Genomic DNA, 20,491 nt, shown 5'->3' on the forward strand with positions numbered 1-20,491 from the left:
CTTAAGGTTAAAACTATTCGTTTTTCCTTTAACTACGCAGATCTTCCAAAAACTGTTCCAAAGAATGAAGGTCACTGATCAGAACCTCTCTTGCTTTGGCTCCGTTAAAGCCTCCCACAATACCACTTGCTTCCAGCTGATCCATAATTCTTCCGGCTCTGTTATAGCCCAGCTTCAATTGTCTCTGAAGCATTGAGGTAGATCCCTGTTGCGTGGAAACAATAATTCTTGCAGCTTCTTCAAATAAAGCATCTTTTTCGTTCGGGTCAAAAGCACCTACAGTACTTGTTGAGTCTTCTGAAACATATTCAGGAAGCAACAATGCTGAAGCATATCCTTTTTGTTCCCCGATAAACTCTGCCAGTCTTTCCACTTCCGGAGTATCTACGAAAGCACACTGAAGTCTTAAAATCTCGTTTCCATTGAAATAAAGCATATCTCCTTTACCGATCAGCTGATCCGCTCCCGGAGAGTCCAGAATCGTTCTGGAATCTACACTGGAAATTACTCTGAAGGCAGCTCTTGCAGGGAAGTTGGCTTTAATCATCCCTGTAATTACATTTACGGATGGTCTCTGTGTAGCTACAATAAGGTGGATTCCTACGGCTCTGGCAAGTTGTGCAAGTCTCGCAATAGGTAATTCAACCTCTTTTCCTGCCGTCATAATCAAATCAGCGAACTCATCTACTACCAATACGATATAAGGTAAATAACGGTGTCCGTTTTCAGGATTTAATTTTCTTTCCGTAAACTTCTTGTTGTATTCTTTTAAGTTTTTACAGAAAGCATTTTTAAGAAGATCATATCGGGTATCCATTTCAATACAAAGAGAGTTCAGCGTATTGATTACTTTATTGGTATCCGTAATGATAGCTTCTTCTGCATCCGGTAATTTTGCCAGATAATGTCTTTCAATTTTTGAATATAAAGAAAGTTCTACTTTTTTAGGGTCTACCATCACGAACTTCAGTTCGCTTGGGTGTTTTTTGTAAAGAAGGGAAGTAAGGATAGCGTTAATACCAACAGACTTACCCTGACCTGTTGCTCCTGCCATCAATAAGTGAGGCATTTTCGAAAGGTCAGCCATGAAGATTTCATTGGAAATAGTCTTTCCGAAAACTACCGGAAGATCCATATCCGTATTCTGGAATTTCTGAGAAGCAATGACAGAACGCATAGAAACCATCGTAGGATTTTTTCTTGGTACTTCAATACCAATGGTTCCTTTTCCTGGCATTGGCGCAATAATTCTGATTCCTAGCGCGGAAAGGTTCAGCGCAATATCATCCTGCAGTTTTTTAATCGCTGCAACACGGATTCCTGCTTCAGGAACAATTTCATACAAAGTAACTGTAGGCCCGATTGTAGCTTTAATCTCTGCGATTCCAACGTTGAAATTCTTAAGGAGTCCGACAATCTTATTTTTATTTTCCTCTAATTCTTCTTTATTGATAGAAATTTCTTCATTTCCATAATCTTTCAGCAGGTCAACAGGCGGCATCTGGAAGTTGGCCAGATCAAGCTTGTGATCATACAATCCATGTTTTTCTACCAGTTCCTGAGACTTTTTATCAGAATCATCCAAAACATCAACCACCTGAGCAACCTCTACATTGAATTTAATATTTTCCTGTGCCGGAGCAGTGGTTATTGCCGGAGATGGAGTAGAAGGTCTGATGTCAAATGCTTCCTCCGGGCTTGAAACCGGAACAATTGGTTTCGTAGAAAGATTTAAACTTACGGGTTGAGAAACCTCCTTAGGTTCTGCATCAAAAGAAGTGTGGTTGGGTGTAGTAATAGTTTCTATCTCGTTTGAAACCGGAACTTCAGGGAATCCTTTCGGAGGGTTTACTGGCTCTGGTTCTTTCATTGTATTGACAGGATTTGTAACGGGCTTGTTGGCAACATCACTCACCGTAACTCTGGAGGCGGTTTCTTCTTCCGCTTCCTCTGCTTCTTCTCTCAATTCTTCATCCGCTTCGAAATCATCGTTAGAGTCCGGCATCATAGATTTTACTTTTCCAATCGTATTTTCATTGATCTTATCCAGTTTCGCCTTGATAGAACTTGGACGGAGATTGAATTCAAGAATAAAATAGAGCAGAATACTCGCAGCTAATACAGTCCACAGACCTACTGCTCCGATAATGGAATTAAGGTAATCCATAATCTGATATCCATAGACACCTCCTAAAACACCTTGCCCTTTAGTAAGTGCTCCCATAAAAATAGGAAGCCAGCAGATAAAAAATAAAGAGTGGCCAATCGTTTTCCACGGTTTGAATATTTTTTTCTTAAGAATCAGTGTCCCTACCACAAGCAGTAAAAATGCGATGATGAATGAGGCAATACCAATACTTTCAAAAATGAAAATATTCCCAAGCCAGTCACCTACCTTACCAAAGATATTGGAAGATTTTATGCTTTTGTCCAGCATGGTTCCTGCCTGGCTTTGATCTGCTTTCCAGTTCATCAGATAAGAGACGAATGAGAATGCAAGAACAGCCGATAAAAGTATAAAAGTAAGCCCGAAAAAAATACGTGGCTTAGATAAAATTCTGCCTTTCTCAGGCGATTCAGTCGGTTTTTTTTGTGTCTTTTTATCCATAATATCAATGTCGCAAATTTAATGTTTTATTCAACACTAAATGAATCTTTTTTACCCAAAAAATATTTGGGTAATCCCGCTTTTATAAAGGTTATTTAAAATTTTTACTTTAAAAATATTTTCCTGTATGACAGAATAAAATAAGGGTATTTTTTTTGTTTATCCAAATCTGATACCGTTAAATTATATTAACTGTTTATCAATAGTTTTTCTTTAAAAAGATAATAAAATTTTCGATTTAAATAGATGAAGATTGAAAAAATTAACAATATTAGAAAGTATTGGATCTCAATACTGTTTTTTGAACTAGTTCAAAGGCCAGGACCTGAAGCCTCTGTAATTTTGGCCTATAAAATTTAAACATGAACAATACATTCACAACCTTTCTGACCTTAGGTCTGATCGTAATTTCAATGCTTACAATGAACGCACAAAAACAAAAAATGGAACACACAGCATTAATCATTATTGATGTACAAAATGATTATTTCCCGGGAGGAAAAATGACCCTTGAAAAAGCTGAACAAGCTGCCGAAAACGCAAGGAATATTTTGGAATATTTCAGGAAAAATAATCTTCCTGTCATTCATATCCAGCATATTTCTACCAACGAAGGCGCAACGTTTTTCCTTCCGGATACTGAAGGCGCTAAAATCAATCATCTGGTTTTACCAAGGGAAGATGAAAAAGTTATCGTTAAGCATTTTCCCAACAGCTTCAGAGAGACGGATCTTCTAGGTTATCTTCAGTCAAAGAACATTAAAAATCTGGTGATTACTGGAATGATGACGGATGTTTGTGTAGATACTACCACCAGAGCTGCTTTTGACTTCGGTTTTACCAATACCATTATCGGAGATGCCACAGCAACCAGAAATCGTGAACTGAATGGGGAGGTGGTAAAAGCAGCAGATGTACAAAAGTCTTTTCTGGCGGGGATATCTGCTCTTGGAAATCTCTATGCCCGTGTAATAAGTACCAATGAATTTTTAAAATAATGTTATTCTGGACATGCAGACACAAAGATTTTTAAGATATGCTTCTATGCAATCATCTGCAGAATCAGCTCAATCTGCGAGAGAATAAAAACAGTAAAAACGCAAAGACGCAAAAGGCTTAGGCTATATTATGTTTATTTTAAGGTCACAAAGATTATCTCCGATAACATTTAAAACACATCTTGCTGAAAATCTTCGATTTTCTTGCGTCTTAAAATAAACAATATGTATGATAAATCTTTGCGTCTTAGCGTTTACCCAACAAAAACTGAAGTTCTATTGCTTAGGAACAACAATAACTTAACATAACTTAATTCAATAAAGGTGTCAATAATTTTGATATCTTTATTTTGCTTAAAGAATCCTATGTCCGATTTACTTTTTAGAAATATCAGTCAATACGTCAACCTTTCAGAAGAGGATTTTCAACAGTTTATAAAACCTTTTGAACTCAAAGCGGTTAAAAAGAAAGAGGTTGTGCTTAAAGAAGGAGAGTATTGTCTCTTCGAAGGGTTTGTTCTGAGTGGTTGTTTTAAAGTCTACTATCTCAATGAAAGCGGATTTGAGCAAACCTTATATTTTGCTGTTGAAGGCTGGTGGATTACGGATATTGACAGCCTTATCAATACCGTTCCCAGTATTCTGAATATTGAAGCCCTGGAAGACAGTGAAGTATTGATGATTTCTAAAAAAGATAAAGAAGGTCTGTATAAAACAATGCCACAGATAGAAAAGCTTTTCAGAATCATGAACCAGAAATCTTCGGTGGCACTGCAGAGAAGAATTCTTTCCTTAACGGGTAAAACAGCAGACAAACGCTATCGTGAATTCCTGGAAAAGTATCCTGGATTGGAACAGAGGATTACCCAACAGCAGGCTGCTTCTTATCTGGGAATTACCCATGAGTTTTTAAGTAAAATCAGGAAGAAAATATCATTGGAAAAATAGGTATATTGCCACAGGTTTTTTTGTCATTTCAGAAATTGTATTCGATATGACAAAGAATGATAATTAATAACTGATTGAAGACTTTTTTTAATGGAATTATTTGGTGTCCCAGGAATTTTTATTTTCGTCTTTTTAGCATTGATCAGGCCTTTAACGGTTTTTTTTCATGAAATGGGACATGCTGTTACCGTATGGCTTATAACAAGAAAAAAAGTACATGTCTTTATTGGTTCTTATGGAGATAAGGATAACAGTTTTCCTGTCTATTTCAAAGATTTTTCTTTTTATATATTTAAAAATCCTCTTAAGTGGGGAAGAGGGCTGTGTGAATCTGAAGAAAAAAGATTTTCGGTCAATAAGCATATTTTATATGTGTTTGGAGGGCCGGCTGCCTCTTTATTATTAGCGTTACTCTCTTATTTTATCATTGCAAATACTCAGTTTCTTACATTGTTTTTCATCGTATTAATGGTTTCGTCAGCAATTGATTTTTTGATCAATATTTTTCCGAGCCAGAAAACTATTCGCATGAGTGATGGAAGATCGATATTTAATGATGGAAGAACTATCATTAATCTTATCCGGCAGAGAAAGCTCCCTGAAGAATATACAGAAGGAGTATATAAATTTCATGAGAAGAAATATCCTGAAGCTGCATCCATTTTTGATAGTTTATTACAGGAATCAAAAGACCTCAATATCTATCGGATGGCAATAGTATCCCATATTAACAGTAAGAATTATGAAAAAGCAAAAGAAATCGCTGTTCAATTCAAAGAAAATAATCCTTCTATGACTGCAGATGACTGGACGAATTTTGCATTAACATTTACTGAAACAGGAACATTGGAAGAATCTCTTGAATATTATGATAAAGCTTTGAAAATGAATCCTAACAATAAATTTGCTTTAAATAATAAAGGCTATACATTAATTCTTCTTGAAAAATATGAAGACTCTATCCCTTTATTAACCAAAGCCATTTCAGTGGATAAAAAATTTTCATATGCTTATAATAACCGCGGACTCGCAAAGATTAATGTAGACCTCTATGAAGAAGGACTCAGGGATATTGAAGATTCATTAAAGCTTGATGCTCAAAATGCCGATGCATATAAAAACTGGGGAATTTATCATATGAGAAAAATGGAGTACCAGGATGCACTGAATATGTTTTTAAAAGCGAAAGAAATGGATGAATCATTCTGTGGGATTGATGAATTAATAGCCGAAATAAAATTAAAAATGGAGGCCGGTTACAGGTTGGAATTATAATGGGTTTTATATCAATTAATTGCGGTAAAAATAGCAGGAGGAAAATAGAGTGTCTCGATCATCCGGATAGGTAATATGAATCCGAATTTTCACATTTTTAAAAATTGAATTTTTCTTAATGTTTTGCAGGCTTATTAAGAATGTTTCAAAATAGGCAAAACCGAGGCCAAAGTGATAAAAAACAGCTTTTTTTAAGCTCTTTGTGGTTTATCATGCTTATTTTTGCATGTCAAGTACAATAAATCATGAAGAAGCTCCAAGATATTCTTATCTCAACCAGGACAATGGCTGTATTGTTGCTGGTGTACGCATTCGCGATGGCTTATGCAACGTTCTTAGAAAACGACTACGGAACTCCTACAGCAAAAGCATTAATTTATGAGGCTAAATGGTTCGAACTGATCATGGTCTTACTGATTCTCAATTTCATAGGAAATATCGGAAGATACAGACTGTGGAAAAAAGATAAGTGGCCGGTTCTTGTTTTCCACCTTGCCTTTGTTTTTATCTTTATCGGTGGTGCTATCACCAGATACATCAGTTTCGAAGGACAAATGCACATCAGAGAAGGTGAAACATCCAACGAAATTGTAACCGATAAAAATTTCTTTAAAATTCAGATCGAAGAAAAGGGTGATGTGCTGAATTATCAGGATGTTCCTTATCTGATGTCTCCGTTACACAAAGATTTGAAAGCAACTTATGACTTCCACGGAAAAGAAGTGAAAGTGTTTGCCAAGGAATACATCCAAAGGAAAAAAGACAGCCTTATCGCTGAGCCAAACGGGGCAGAGTATCTTCATTTGGTTTCAACCGGAAACACCGGAAGACAAAATATTTACATCAAACCGGGAGAAACAAAATCCATCAACGGTACTTTGGTGACATTCAACAGAGCGATTGAAGGAGCTGTTGAATTTAAAAATGAAGGCGGAAAATTATTCATCAAAACTCCTGTAGATGCAAGCTATATGACCATGGCTACACAGGCAACAGGAACTACAGTGAAAGATGAATTCCAACCTTTGGCATTGAGAAGTTTATATACCATTAACGAACTGAAGCTGGTAGTACCTGAAGGTCTTAAAAAAGGAAGACTGATGGCTATTGAAGGGGACAGAAAGAAAGATGCCAATGTTCCTGATATGCTTCAGATTGAGCTTCAGGGACCAAAAACAAAACAAATTGTAGACCTTTCGGTTGAAAAAGGAAACCCGAATGCTTACAAGCAGGTGACGATGGATGGTTTAAATATCATGGTAGGTTTCGGACCTAAAGTATACAACACACCTTTCGCATTGAAACTGGATGATTTCGTGATGGAAACGTATCCTGGAAGTTCATCTCCAAGTGCTTACGAAAGCCATGTGAAAATCATTGATGAAGGTAAAGAAACTCCCTATAAAATCTATATGAACCACGTTCTTAACCATAAAGGATATCGTTTCTTCCAGTCGAGTTTTGATCCGGACAGAATGGGAACCGTTCTTTCTGTAAACCACGATTACTGGGGAACATTGATTTCTTATATCGGATACGGACTTTTATTCCTTGGAATGTTTGTCATTTTCTTCTGGAAAGGAACTCATTTCTGGAAATTAAATAAAATGCTGGCTGACGTGAATAAAAAGAAAGCAGCAGGTATACTTTTATTGTTCTTAAGTTTAGGTTTAAATGCACAAAAAATCGAAACTCATGGAACAACTGACGGAAGCAGAGAACATATTCATGTGGAAGGAGATAACCATTCTCATGCTCCGGCTCCGTCTGCCCAGCCGCTTGACGGTGCTGCTCCAAAGCAGAATTCTCTGGCAACGCCAATGGGGAAAATGAGATCTATTTCTCCTGACGAAATCATTGCAAGAAACAAAATCAGCAAAGAACATGCTGATAAATTCGGATATCTTTTGGTTCAGAACTTTGAAGGAAGAATTGTTCCTATCAATACAGAGGCAATCGATATTTTAAGAAAATTATACAAGAAAGACGAATTTAAAGGAACAGACGGAAAATCTCTTACAGCCAACCAATGGTTCCTTTCTATCAATACAGATACTCCAAGCTGGACAATGGTTCCGATTATTAAAGTAGGGACTAAAGGAGGTGATGAACTGAAGAATAAAACAAAAGCAGATGAAGATGGTTATACTTCTCTGATGAACCTTTTCCCTGCAGATGCAAACGGTAATCTTACTTATATTCTTGAGCATGATTACAACACCGCATTCCGTAAGAAACCGGCTGAACAAACGAACTACGATAAAGAAGTAATTGCTGTAAACGAAAGAGTACAGATCTTCAATGAGTTCTTCAGCGGTCAGTTTATGAGAATTGTTCCTGTGAAAAATGATGCCAACCATACATGGCATTCATGGTTAGACCAGAAATTCGAACCGGATATGGAATCTCAGCAGGTAATGGGACCTTACTTTGCAGAAGCGCTTACCGCACAAAAAACCGGTGACTGGAGCAAAGCAGATGCAGAATTGAAAAAGCTTTCAGACTATCAGCAGAAATGGGGTAAAGCAGTTGTTCCTGCTAAATCCAAAGTAGATCTTGAAGTATTCATGAATAAAGTAGATATTAACTTCAAATTGTTAATCTTCTATACGCTTATCGGTGGTCTTCTTCTGATATTAGGTTTTGTTGAATTATTCAAATCAAATCAAAAATTAAACAAAATAATTAAAGTAATCATTGCGATTGGTTTAATTGGATATCTGTGTCATTTCTTAGGACTTGTGGCAAGATGGTATATCTCAGGACACGCACCTTGGAGTAACGGATATGAAGCGATTATTTTTATCTCCTGGGTTGGTATTACAGCAGGTTTGATCTTGTACAGAAATGCCAATGCATTGATTCCTGCAGCCGGATTTATGGTAGCCGTGATTATGATGGGATTCGCGCATGGAGGTTCTGCTCTTGATCCGCAGATTACACCGCTTGTGCCGGTATTGAAGTCTTACTGGCTGATTGTTCACGTAGCCATTATTACCTCAAGTTACGGATTCTTCGCGCTCTCGATGATTATTGCGGTGATCTCATTGGTATTCTATATTATCTCCAATAAAGAAACATATAAAATTCACCACGATACGACATTGAAAGAATTGGTAATTGTTTCTGAAATGTCATTAACGATAGGATTGTTTGCTTTAACAGTAGGAAACTTCTTAGGAGGAATCTGGGCCAACGAATCGTGGGGAAGATACTGGAGCTGGGACCCGAAAGAAACATGGGCATTCATCTCTATCATGGTATATGCATTTGTACTGCACATGAGATTAGTACCTGGATTGAGAAGCAGATGGGCATTCCACGTAGCAACCATGTTTGCATTCTGCTCAATGGTAATGACTTATTTCGGAGTAAACTATTACCTGAGCGGACTTCACTCGTACGCAGCAGGTGATCCTGTACCAGTACCAGCTTGGGTATACATCGGAATAGGAACAATGATTCTTTTATCTGTTGTTTCTTACATAAAGTTTAAAGCTTTAACGAAGAAATAAAATACTGAAACTATAAATTAAATCCCGGAATTCACTTTCTGGGATTTTTTTATTCCTATTTTTGCCGGATTTGGGACGAGTTATTTTAACGCTACGTTCGCAATGATGTCTATTATGATGAGTCATCGTTCGCAAAGGCATTTCATTCAGCAAGAGAAGAAGATGTTTTAGTTAAGCTGAAAGTAAAGAACTTGTACTTTTTTTAACGCTAAGGTTCGCAATGATTTTGGGATGATAAAATATAGTGCGCAAGGGCGTTTCACTCAGCAAAAGAAGAAAAGGTTTCAGTTAAGCTGGAAGTTTTGTAAAATGTAAAGAACTTGTTTTTTTAACGCTAAGGTTCGCAATGATTTTGGGATGATAAAATATTGTGCGCAAAGGCGTTTCACTCAGCAAAGTAATAGTGATCTTAGCTAAACGAAGTGGCTTTGCGAACAAAAATAAAATACATCCTAATAAATCAACCTCGCGAACTTTGCGTTAGCTAAAATACCCGAATCCTATATCCCGCACCCCGCACCCCGCCCCTCAAAAAAATCAAAATTTATCATTCATAATTCAAAATTTATTACCATCTTTATGATATCATAATAATATCAAATTAAAATTCAATCATGGAAAAAACATTAAAACCCATGTCGGGTTATCTTACATTGGTCATTTGCCTGGCCTTGTTTGTTGCAGCAGTATACTTCTTTGTGAGTGGAGTAGATCAAAGTATAGCCTATGTGGTTATCTCTATGCTTTGTTTTCTTCTTTCGTGCTTTTTCTTAAAAGGGTTAATGATTATTCAGCCTAACCATTCGAGGGTATTAAACTTCTTTGGAAAATATGTGGGAAGTGTAAAAGAGAACGGATTATTCTTTATCAATCCTTTATATTCATCACAAAAAATTTCTTTACGTTCCGAAAACCTGCAAGGTCAGACTTTGAAGGTAAATGATAAAATGGGTAACCCTATTGAAATTGCAGTTGTAATTGTATGGAAAGTAGGAGATACTTATAAAGCAGCCTTTGATGTGGAGCGTTATTCAGACTTTGTAAAAATGCAGAGTGAAGCGGCCGTAAGACATTTGGCGATGAGCTTTCCTTATGATAATTTAGAAGATGACCATGCTCCGATTACATTGAGAGAAGGAGGAGATAAAATCAATTCTATCTTGGAACAGGAACTTACAGATCGTCTTTCAAAGGCTGGAATCGTGATTCAGGAGGCAAGGATTTCGCACCTGGCTTATGCTTCAGAAATTGCGGGAGCAATGCTTCAGAGACAGCAGGCAACAGCTATTGTTGCTGCAAGAACCAAGATTGTGGAAGGAGCTGTAGGAATGGTAGACCTTGCTTTGAAAAAGCTTTCTGAAGAAAATATCGTAGATCTTGATGATGAAAGAAAAGCGGCAATGGTAAGCAATTTAATGGTGGTTCTTTGCGGTGAAAAAGCAGCAACTCCTATATTAAATGCGGGAACACTTTATAATTAAGAAGTGAACAATTAATAAATAGATTTTAGTGCAGATAGCTTTTACACTAAAACAGTCAGAAATAATGTTAGAGAATTTAGAAAATGAAATCAGAAAAAGCTCAGAACTCTTCGGAAAGCAAAGGCAAAAAATCCTTTGTGATAAGGATAGATGAGTCTACTTATAAACTTCTTGAAAAGTGGGCCAATGATGAATTCAGAAGTGTGAACGGACAGATAGAATACCTGCTGCATCAGAGCCTGGTGAATGCGGGGAGAAAGAAGACAGAGTAGGTTAAAAGGATCAATTGAAGAAGGAAAATCATATTTTTCGGGAGTAGAATTAGAAGAATCAGTTATTTTTTTTTCTTTTTTACATTACGGAAAATATAAAAAAAGCCTTCTTTTTTAGCCTTTCAATAAAGAAATAACAATTTGGTTAACCTTCTACCAAAAAGAAAGCAGAGAAATTTTCTCTGCTTTTTTATTGTATACAACTCTGGAGACTATCTGCTCCAACGTAAAATATAACGAGCCAAATCAAGCCTTTTATGGTAAAGAAAGCTAATCCTGCCCATCCCACACGCTTGAACCACTTTTTAAGCTTTGAGTTGTTTTCTTGTGAATTTTCCATTGGTGATTATCAAAAAGATTACCCTGCAAAGATAAGCATGTTTATAATTAGTCCAAATAAAAAGCCTGTTAAAAATTAAAGTTTTGAGGTTCATATAATATTTTTATCTTTAGAGAGAACGAAAAGTAAGATTTTATGTCAAAAAAAGTAAAGGATTTCGGAATTGAAAAAACACTTAGAAACCTTGGTCTCAAAGAAGAGAACAAGGGGACTTCAGTGGGCGGAAAATATTTCGCTTCAGGAAAGGTGATAGAAAGCATTTCTCCTGTAGACGGAAAGTTGATCGCTAAAGTAAAAACTTCCGGAGAAAGTGATTATGACAAAGTAATTGAAACTGCTCAAAAGGCATTTCAGGAATTCAGGCTGATTCCGGCTCCCAAAAGAGGAGAGATGGTAAGACAGCTGGGCTTAAAATTAAGAGAATATAAAGACGATCTTGGTAAACTTGTTTCTTATGAAATGGGTAAATCATTACAGGAAGGTCTTGGTGAAGTTCAGGAGATGATTGATATCTGTGACTTTGCAGTTGGACTTTCAAGACAGCTTCAGGGGTACACAATGCACTCTGAAAGACCTGGACACAGAATGTATGAGCAATACCATCCGCTAGGAGTGGTGGGAATTATCACGGCATTCAACTTCCCGGTAGCCGTATGGTCATGGAACACAGCACTGGCTTGGATCTGCGGTAATGTTACCATCTGGAAACCATCTGAGAAAACACCGCTTTGTGCTATTGCATGCCAGAATATCATGATGGAAGTTCTGAAGGAAAATAATCTTCCTGAAGGAATTTCAAGTGTATTGGTATCTGACCATGAAATCGGGCAGAAACTGGTAGATGATAAAAGAATAGCCCTTGTATCTTTCACAGGATCTACAAGAGTAGGAAGAATGGTTTCTTCTAAAGTAGCAGAAAGATTCGGGAAATCTATTCTTGAATTGGGTGGAAACAATGCCATTATCATTACTAAAGAAGCTGATATCGACATGTCGATCATCGGAGCTGTTTTCGGAGCGGTGGGAACTGCTGGTCAGAGATGTACGTCAACAAGAAGACTGATCATCCATGAAAGTGTATATGATGAAGTGAAAACAAGATTGGCAAAAGCTTATGGTCAGTTGAAAATCGGAAATCCATTGGATGAGAAAAACCATGTAGGACCACTTATTGATACGGATGCTGTAAACCAATACGAAGAAGCCATCAAAAAATGTAAAAAAGAAGGTGGGAAATTCGTTGTTGAAGGCGGAGTTTTATCTGGTAAAGATTACGAATCCGGATGTTATGTAAAACCTTGCGTAGCAGAAGTGAAAAATTCTTATGAGATTGTTCAGCACGAAACTTTTGCACCGATCCTATATTTGATTAAATACAAAACATTAGAAGAAGCGATCGCTATTCAGAATGATGTTCCTCAGGGATTATCTTCTGCCATCATGACCCAGAATTTAAGAGAGGCAGAATTATTCCTTTCCCATGCTGGTTCAGACTGTGGGATTGCCAACGTCAATATCGGAACTTCCGGTGCAGAAATTGGTGGAGCTTTCGGTGGTGAAAAAGAAACCGGAGGAGGAAGAGAGTCAGGATCTGACGCTTGGAAATACTATATGAGAAGACAAACCAATACTATAAATTACACCACGCAACTTCCTTTAGCACAAGGAATTAAATTTGATTTATAAAAGCTTTACTTAAAGCACTCAAAAAAACAATAAAAATTAATAACCTGAATGGTGAAACGCTGCATTATTAGGGGCATTTAATCATTCATTTATTAAATCACACTACAAATTTATTATGGAACACACATTAGATATAAAAGCAAATAAAGTAAAAGAAACAGTAGGAAAACATGTGTTGACAGACGGTTTCGATTTTGTGATGGATATTGAAAAATCACACGGATCATGGCTTTATGATAAACTGACAGACAGAGAATACCTGGATATGTTCTCTATGTTTGCATCAGCATCCATCGGATACAATCACCCTTATCTTGTTGAAAGATCAGAATGGTTAGGAAGAATGGCTGTTAACAAACCTACTTTGGCTGACGTTTACTCGGAAGAATACGCTCATTTCCTTGAAGTATTTGAAAGAGTAGTTATCCCTGAAGAATTACAATACGCTTTCTTTATCGAAGGCGGAACGATGGGCGTTGAAAATGCAATGAAGGCATGTTTCGATTGGAAAACCCGTAAAAACTTTGAAAAAGGATTAGACACTGAAGCTGGAATCTGTATCCACTTCAAACAGGCTTTCCATGGAAGAAGTGGTTATACGTTGAGCTTAACCAATACTTCTGATCCAAGAAAGTATCAATATTTCCCAATGTTTAACTGGCCGAGAATTTTAAATCCAAAATTAAAGTTCCCGATTACTGAAGAAAATCTTGAAGAAACCATCAAAAACGAAAATCTTGCTTTACTTCAGATCGAAGAGGCCATTTTGATGCACCCTGATAAAGTGGCTTGTATCATCATTGAACCAATTCAGGCTGAAGGAGGTGACAATCATTTCAGAGACGAATTCTTATTAGGATTAAGAAGAATCTGTGATGATAATGAAATCTTACTTATCTTTGATGAAGTTCAGACAGGGATTGCTATTACAGGAAAAATGTGGGCATTCCAGCATTTCACAGCAAAACCGGATATTATTTCTTTCGGGAAAAAGGCTCAGGTTTGCGGAGTTTTAGCCAATAAAGAAAAGTTTGATCAGGTTCCGAATAACGTTTTCAGAGAAAGTTCAAGAATCAACTCTACATTCGGAGGAAACTTTATCGATATGCTTCGTTTCCAGCTGGTAATGGAAGTAATCGAAAAAGAAGATCTTGTTGAGAACGCAAGAGTAGTTGGGGATTTCTTACTGGAAAGCTTAAAAGCCCTTGCTGAAAAATATCCTGAAAAAATATCCAATGCAAGAGGAAGAGGTTTAATGTGTGCTATTGACCTTCCTACTGCAGAGCAGAGAAACCACATGATGAATGAGCTTTTCAAGGACGGATTAATCATTCTTCCTTGTGGAGATCAATCTCTTCGTTTCAGGCCTCATTTGAATGTTACTAAAGAAGAAATCCAACTTGCTTTAGATAAAATTGAAAACAATATTAATAAAATTTAAAACCCGGGATTTGTAATTTTGAAAAAAACATTGTATATTTAGATACTCAAACAATTAGAATATGGAAAGAAGTACGAGAGTATCAGTTTATGTAAGTGATAACCCTTCAGAAATTCAGTTGGTTAAGTCTAAATTGGATGACGCGCAGATTGCAAATACCGTTGAAAATAACTATCTTACGTTTACTACTACGCCAACAGCCACTTCGCTGAAGGTTATGGTAGATCTGGAAGAAGAAAAAAGAGCATTTGAAATTATTGATGCTTACCTTCAACAAAGTGAAAATCAATAAACAATTTCATAATTTTAAATTTTACTACTTCGAACCGAAAATTAATTTTAATTAATTTTCGGTTTTTTAATTCATTGCAAACCATTAAAAAGAATATTTCAAAGATTGAATGAACAGCAGTTTTTATGATTTTTGAACTCTTAAATCATTCAATCTTTTAATCAAATTTTACAATATGAATCCAGAGATTACATTAAGACAAGCGGAAATTGAAGACAGAAACATTATTTGGGAAATCATTCAGCAATCCATCGAAAGAAGAAGACAGGATGGAAGCACCCAATGGCAGAACGGATATCCTAATCTCGGGACAGTAGAAAGTGACATTGCGAAAGGATTTGGCCACGTTATGACAGTGGATGGAGAGGTTGCTGTCTATGCAGCACTTATTCTTAATGATGAACCTGCCTACAGTACAATTGAAGGCGCCTGGTTAAGTGACGGTGAATTTGTGGTGGTTCACAGAGTGGCCGTAGATGAAAAATTTGCAGGACAGGGTATGGTAAAAAAACTTTTTGATCAGATTGAAGAATTTACCAAATCTCATGGAATTCAGAGTATTAAAGTAGATACCAACCATGACAATATTGCCATGCTGAAAATCCTTGAAGGCAGAGGTTATTCTTATTGTGGAGAGGTTCTTTTGAAAGACGGAATGAGAAAAGCTTTTGAGAAGATTATAATTTAACCAAAAAGTTAAATCCACTTTCATTGAATTTTTAAAACGCCCTGTATTTATAAACTCTATCAGGTTTGTTCGTTTGGTTCTGAACTAATTTCTACTTTTGTTCAAATTTTTATATTATGCACCAAAGTATAGAAATTGATGAAAAAATTTTTCAGGATGCCGTAAAATTCTATGGCACCGTGTTTAGCTTACCCCCTTTAGCATCAAAAATCTATTCCTACCTTCTTTTCGACTATGAGAAAGTAGGAATTACTTTTGACGAATTTGTTGAAGTGCTCTCTGCGAGCAAAAGCTCTGTTTCTACCAGTATTTCATTACTGCTCAATGCCCAGCTTATCGTAGACCATAACAAAATGGATGAGCGGAAACGGTATTTTTTCATCAATGATGAATACAAGAAAATACGATTCGAGAAAATTGTCCAGAAAATGCAGGACGAATTAAGACTATTAGATGATTTAAACAATTTTAAAAAAAGTAAAGACGATGGATACAACGAAAGAATAGAAGTTTACAAAGCACTCTTAAATAAAAACATAGAAAATATTCAGGAATCTCTTAATAAACTATAAAATGAATAATAAGCTAGTTATACTTTCCATTGCAGCGTTTTCACTGACAGCCTGCAAAAAAGAAGCTCCGAAACAGGATGGTGCCAAGCCGTATCCGGTTGTTTCCGTGGAGTCAAAAAATATAGTGGGTTATCAGACGTTTCCGGCTACCATTCAGGGTAGGGTAAACAATGATGTACGTGCAAAAATACAGGGTTATATTACCCAGGTATTGGTAGATGAAGGACAATATGTTACCAAAGGACAGCCTTTGTTCCGTCTGGAAACCAATATCCTGAACGAAAATGCAGCGGCTTCCAAAGCAGGAATAGGTGCAGCAGCATCCAGTGTTGCGGCGGCTCAGGCTTCTGTAAATGCAGCTCAGGTTGAAGTAAACAAACTAAAACCTCTGGTTCAGAAAAATATCATCAGCAACGTACAGCTACAGACTGCCCAGGCTCAGTTAGCTCAGGCTCAGGCTCAGCTTCAGCAGGCCAATGCCGCCAAAAGACAGGCTGAAGCAAATTACAAAGGAGTAGAAGCCAATATTGAATATTCTATCATTCGTGCCCCTATTTCCGGGGTGATCGGAAGATTGCCGTTAAAAGTAGGAAGCTTGGTTGGACCTTCTGATCAGACTCCTCTGACTACGATTTCTGATACTTCTGAGATCTATGCTTACTTTGCAATGAATGAAAAAGAATATTTTGATTTCCTTGAAAAATCTCCGGGAGCTTCTATGCCTGAGAAAATCAAAAACTTACCCATGGTTGAGCTTCAACTGGCCAATGGAAGTCTTTATCCCGAAAAAGGGAGAATTGAAGCCATTACCGGTCAGATTGATCCTACAACAGGGACAATTCAGTTCAGAGTTGCTTTCTCTAATGCTCAGAAATTATTAAGTAACGGGAACAGCGGAACTATCAGATTCCCTCAGCATTACGATAATGTTCTTGTAGTACCTGAAAGTGCAACTTATGAGCAGCAGGGTATCGTTTACGTATACAAAGTAGAAAAGGGAGATACTGCCAGAAACGTTGTTGTGAATGTGATCGACAGAATAGACAATATGGCTCTTATCAAATCAGGAGTTAATAAAGGGGAAACCGTTATTGCAGCTGGTATCGGAGGTCTGAAACCGGGAACAGCAGTAAAGCCGAAGCCAATTAAAATGGATAGTCTTGTTCAATCTATAAAACCGAAATTCTAATGATAAAAAACTTTATTAACAGACCGGTTTTATCTACCGTAATCTCAATCTTGATTGTGATTCTCGGGGTGCTAGGGCTGATCTCGTTACCGGTTACCCAGTATCCGGATATTGCGCCGCCTACGGTAAGTGTTTCCGCAAACTATACGGGAGCCAATGCTGAGACGGTAATGAAAAGTGTGGTAGTCCCTTTGGAAGAACAGATCAACGGGGTGGAAGGTATGGATTATATCACTTCCAGTGCCGGGAATGACGGTTCTGCTCAGATCCAGGTTTTCTTCAAGCAAGGAATAGACCCGGATATTGCAGCGGTAAACGTACAGAACCGTGTAGCCAGAGCAACACCTCTTTTGCCATCTGAAGTAACACGTTCAGGGGTGGTAACCCAGAAACAGCAAACCAGTGCCCTGATGTATATGTCTTTCTATTCTGAAAATAAGGATCTGGATGACGTATACCTTCAGAACTTTTTGAATATCAACATTATTCCGAACCTGAAAAGGGTAAATGGTGTAGGGGATGCCAACGTATTCGGTGGTAAAAACTACTCGATGAGAATCTGGCTGGATCCTGCAAAAATGGCTGCCTACAGTGTAACTCCTACGGATGTTACCAATGCCATTAATGAGCAGAGTAGAGAAGCTGCTGCGGGTTCTATCGGACAAAACAGCGGAAGTTCTTTTGAATATATCATCAAATACGTAGGTAAATTCAACGATAAAGAACAGTACGATAATATCATCATCAAATCTCTGGCAAACGGACAAAACCTGATGCTGAAAGACGTTGCCAAAGTAGAACTGGCAGGACAGTCTTATACAGGAATCGGGGAGAACGGAAACAATCCTTCCATCAGTATGGGGATCTTCCAGACTCCGGGATCCAACGCACAGGAGATTATTAAAAATATCAAAGCCTATCTGAAATCAGCTGAGGGAACTTTTCCACAGGGGATCAAATATACTTTTAACTTTGATACCAACGAATTCCTGGAAGCTTCTATTGAAAAGGTAGTTCATACCCTGATCGAAGCCTTCATTCTGGTATTTATTGTAGTATATATTTTCCTTCAGGACTTCAGGTCTACGCTGATCCCGGCCATTGCGGTTCCGGTATCTATTGTAGGAGCCTTCTTCTTCCTGAATTTATTCGGATATTCATTGAACCTCTTGACCTTATTTGCATTAGTACTGGCCATTGGTATTGTAGTGGATGATGCCATCGTCGTCGTCGAGGCCGTTCATGCCAAGATGGAACATGGTATTTCTGATGCTAAAAAAGCCACAGTAGAAGCAATGGATGAGATTACAGGAGCTATTATTTCGATTACTTTGGTAATGGCTGCAGTATTTATTCCGGTGACATTCATTACAGGGCCTACAGGGGTATTCTACCAGCAGTTCGGGATTACGCTGATCATTGCCATCATCATTTCTGCTATTAACGCATTAACGCTGAGCCCGGTTTTATGTTCATTATTCCTGAAACCTCACGCAGAGCATCATAAAGAGTATCAAAACCTGAATTTGCTGCAGAAGTTTTTCTATAAGTTTAATATAGCTTTTAAAACAACTACTGAGCGTTACGGAAGGGGATTTGTATTCTTGTTAAGACATAAATGGGTTACCTTAATTATTTTTGCTGTTACCGGAGGGATTTTATTCTGGGCAAGCAGCAGTATGAAGAAAGGTTTTGTACCTACAGAAGACAGAGGGATTATCTTTACCGATGTTCAGCTTCCTCCGGGAGCTTCTATGGAAAGAACATATAATGCTCTGAAAACACTTCAGGCAAAAGCACTGAAAGTTCCGGGAGTACAGAATGTGACCATTTCCACAGGTAGAGGATTCTTATCCGGAAACGGAAGTAACAATGGTCTTGCCTTTGTGAAACTGAAACCATTCGATGAAAGAAAAAAAGACGGACAGACTTCTGAAGATATCACCAAAAAATTATTTGGAATTGTAGGATCTGTTCCTGATGCTAAAGTAGTATTCTTCCAACCGCCAAGTGTACCTGGATTTGGTAACAGTGCAGGTTTTGAAATGGTATTGCTGGACAAGTCAGGAGGTGAATATGCTGATCTGGATGCTAAAACCAATGAATTCATCGGTAAACTGATGCAGAGACCGGAAATTCAGTTTGCACAGACTTCGTTCAATACTAAATATCCTCAGTATCAGATGGAAATTAATGTTCCTCTGAGCAAACAGCTTGGAGTTTCTGTAAACGACATTCTGGCTACCATGCAGGGGTATATCGGGGGTATTTATACGGCCGACTTTACCAAGTATGGAAAGCAATTCAGGGTGATGGTTCAGGCTCTTCCGGAGAACAGACAGAATATTGACAATCTGAATCAGCTTTATGTCAGAACAGGATCAGGGATCATGACTCCGATCTCACAGTTTGTAACATTGACAAAAGCATACGGACCACAATCCGTAAGCCGTTACAACCTCTTTACTTCAGTGAAGGTAACGGGAGCAAACTCTGACGGATACAGTTCCGGGGATGCCATTGCAGCAGTACAGCAGGTGGCGGATGAAACCCTGAATCAAAACTATGCTGTAGAATTTACCGGGTTAACGAGAGAAGAATTAAATTCAGGATCTCAGACACTTCTGATTTTCGGGTTAAGTTTGATCTTTGTTTACTTTATCCTTTCTGCCCAGTATGAAAGTTATATTCTTCCGCTGATCGTTATTATTTCCCTTCCTCTTGGGGTAATGGGAGCTTACTTCGGCCAGAAGATTATGGGACTGGAAAATAATATTTACTTCCAGATTGCCCTGATCATGCTCGTGGGACTACTGGCGAAAAATGCAATTCTTATTGTTGAATTTGCTGTTCAGAGAAGACATCATGGAGAAACCATTGTAATGTCAGCTATCAATGCAGCGAAAGCCAGGGTGAGACCTATTCTAATGACATCATTCGCCTTTATTTTCGGTTTATTGCCGCTGGTTCTGGCAAGTGGAATTGGAGCAGTAGGTAACAGATCTATCGCTACGGGTGCGGCAATCGGACTATTGATAGGAACTGTTTTGGGATTATTTGTAATTCCGGTTCTGTATGTGATTTTTGAAACACTGCAGGAAAAAATCAAACCTATCAAAAAAGAAGATATCAATTTAGCAGAATAAAATTAAGATTTAAGAAATTAGAAGTTAGAAATTAGAGATA

Annotated in this window: 14 protein-coding genes; 13 read left to right on the forward strand and 1 reads right to left on the reverse strand. The window is 37.6% G+C overall.

Translation table 11 applies throughout. The features are described 5' to 3' along the window. Nucleotides 1-28: 28 nt before the first annotated feature. Nucleotides 29-2,608, reverse strand: a complete 2,580-nt coding sequence (locus RAH34_RS20730) for a DNA translocase FtsK (protein WP_306597374.1) — start codon at nt 2,606-2,608, stop codon at nt 29-31. 362 nt (nt 2,609-2,970) lie between these two features. Between RAH34_RS20730 and RAH34_RS20735 the strand changes: the two genes are divergently transcribed. From RAH34_RS20735 to RAH34_RS20795, 13 genes are all read left to right on the forward strand, one after another. Further along, entirely contained in the window at nt 2,971-3,606 is a 636-nt protein-coding gene (locus RAH34_RS20735; protein ID WP_306597375.1) for a cysteine hydrolase family protein, read from the forward strand. A gap of 366 nt (nt 3,607-3,972) precedes the next feature. Continuing rightward, complete coding sequence (locus RAH34_RS20740; RefSeq protein WP_306597376.1) at nt 3,973-4,554, forward strand: Crp/Fnr family transcriptional regulator; 582 nt, start codon at nt 3,973-3,975, stop codon at nt 4,552-4,554. Between the two features lie 90 nt (nt 4,555-4,644). Beyond that, complete coding sequence (locus tag RAH34_RS20745; protein WP_306597377.1) at nt 4,645-5,829, forward strand: M50 family metallopeptidase; 1,185 nt, start codon at nt 4,645-4,647, stop codon at nt 5,827-5,829. Nucleotides 5,830-6,074: 245 nt separating this feature from the next. Continuing rightward, nucleotides 6,075-9,344 (forward strand): cytochrome c biogenesis protein CcsA, encoded by a 3,270-nt coding sequence (ccsA, locus tag RAH34_RS20750; RefSeq protein ID WP_306597378.1) that lies wholly within the window; start codon nt 6,075-6,077, stop codon nt 9,342-9,344. A 614-nt stretch (nt 9,345-9,958) separates the two neighbouring features. Next, nucleotides 9,959-10,825: an SPFH domain-containing protein gene (locus RAH34_RS20755; RefSeq protein WP_079241549.1), complete on the forward strand. Its 867-nt coding sequence runs from the start codon at nt 9,959-9,961 to the stop codon at nt 10,823-10,825. Between the two features lie 83 nt (nt 10,826-10,908). Beyond that, nucleotides 10,909-11,097, forward strand: a complete 189-nt coding sequence (locus tag RAH34_RS20760) for an Arc family DNA binding domain-containing protein (RefSeq protein WP_114822133.1) — start codon at nt 10,909-10,911, stop codon at nt 11,095-11,097. Nucleotides 11,098-11,572: 475 nt separating this feature from the next. Then, nucleotides 11,573-13,123, forward strand: a complete 1,551-nt coding sequence (locus RAH34_RS20765; RefSeq protein ID WP_306597379.1) for an aldehyde dehydrogenase family protein — start codon at nt 11,573-11,575, stop codon at nt 13,121-13,123. Between the two features lie 115 nt (nt 13,124-13,238). Further along, complete coding sequence (gene lat / locus RAH34_RS20770) at nt 13,239-14,564, forward strand: L-lysine 6-transaminase (protein WP_306597380.1); 1,326 nt, start codon at nt 13,239-13,241, stop codon at nt 14,562-14,564. A gap of 61 nt (nt 14,565-14,625) precedes the next feature. Beyond that, nucleotides 14,626-14,856: a DUF2007 domain-containing protein gene (locus tag RAH34_RS20775; protein WP_047375088.1), complete on the forward strand. Its 231-nt coding sequence runs from the start codon at nt 14,626-14,628 to the stop codon at nt 14,854-14,856. Between the two features lie 175 nt (nt 14,857-15,031). Next, entirely contained in the window at nt 15,032-15,544 is a 513-nt protein-coding gene (locus RAH34_RS20780) for a GNAT family N-acetyltransferase (protein ID WP_114822130.1), read from the forward strand. Nucleotides 15,545-15,660: 116 nt separating this feature from the next. Continuing rightward, a complete protein-coding gene (locus tag RAH34_RS20785; RefSeq protein ID WP_034694378.1) occupies nt 15,661-16,116 on the forward strand; it encodes a hypothetical protein in 456 nt (151 codons plus the stop codon). Nucleotide 16,117: 1 nt separating this feature from the next. Continuing rightward, nucleotides 16,118-17,305 carry an efflux RND transporter periplasmic adaptor subunit gene (locus RAH34_RS20790; protein ID WP_047431036.1) on the forward strand — a complete coding sequence of 396 codons (1,188 nt, stop codon included), beginning with the start codon at nt 16,118-16,120 and terminating at the stop codon, nt 17,303-17,305. After that, on the forward strand, nt 17,305-20,451 hold the full coding sequence (locus tag RAH34_RS20795) for an efflux RND transporter permease subunit (protein ID WP_306597381.1): 3,147 nt from the start codon (nt 17,305-17,307) through the stop codon (nt 20,449-20,451). Before RAH34_RS20790 ends, RAH34_RS20795 begins: the two co-directional genes overlap by 1 nt. Nucleotides 20,452-20,491 lie beyond the last annotated feature (40 nt).

Source organism: Chryseobacterium sp. WLY505, assembly GCF_030846215.1.
In the GTDB taxonomy this organism is placed as follows: Bacteria; Bacteroidota; Bacteroidia; order Flavobacteriales; family Weeksellaceae; genus Chryseobacterium.